1 pseudogene is annotated in these 439 nt (G+C 59.0%); it reads right to left on the bottom strand.

Annotated features, from left to right (window positions below):
* Window positions 1–439, bottom strand: a pseudogene (locus C5B90_RS21155) (2-oxo acid dehydrogenase subunit E2); the annotation flags it as partial.

The following is a 439-nucleotide window of genomic DNA, read 5'->3' as shown; positions in this document are numbered from 1 at the left end:
TGGGTGACGTGCGGGGCCGTGTATTTCGACTCCGTCATCGCCGAGCCAATCGTCTGCCTGATTCCGGTGTATGGCTTTCGAGATTCCGGGCGCGCTGGCTCGTCTGTCGCTGCTCTCCTGGCTACCGCTTCTCGATCCGTTTTCTGTGCTTGCTGGTGTGCCTCTGCGTACTCCCGGACCGTTTCGAGCGTGACAAAGGGTTCTCCGTCTTTTCGTTCATCGGTGGGAACGGTATTGAGGTCAATTCCTTCCTCCGCTGCGATGTGTCTGGTTTTCGGGACAGCAACGGTCGTTTCCCGGTCTGCCGTTTCTTGCATCTGTGCCTAACTGACAGACTGCGCCGGGGCAGACTGCTGATCTCGTTGCCCCGCGGCAGCGGTCTGCTGATTTGAACGCTCCTGAGTCGAGGACTCGCTCGCGTACGCGCGTATATCTGACT

This window comes from Haloferax sp. Atlit-12N (assembly GCF_003383095.1).
GTDB lineage: Archaea > Halobacteriota > Halobacteria > Halobacteriales > Haloferacaceae > Haloferax.
The sequence above is the reverse complement of the archived record's forward strand: the minus strand, read 5'-3'. Positions and strand labels throughout refer to the sequence as shown.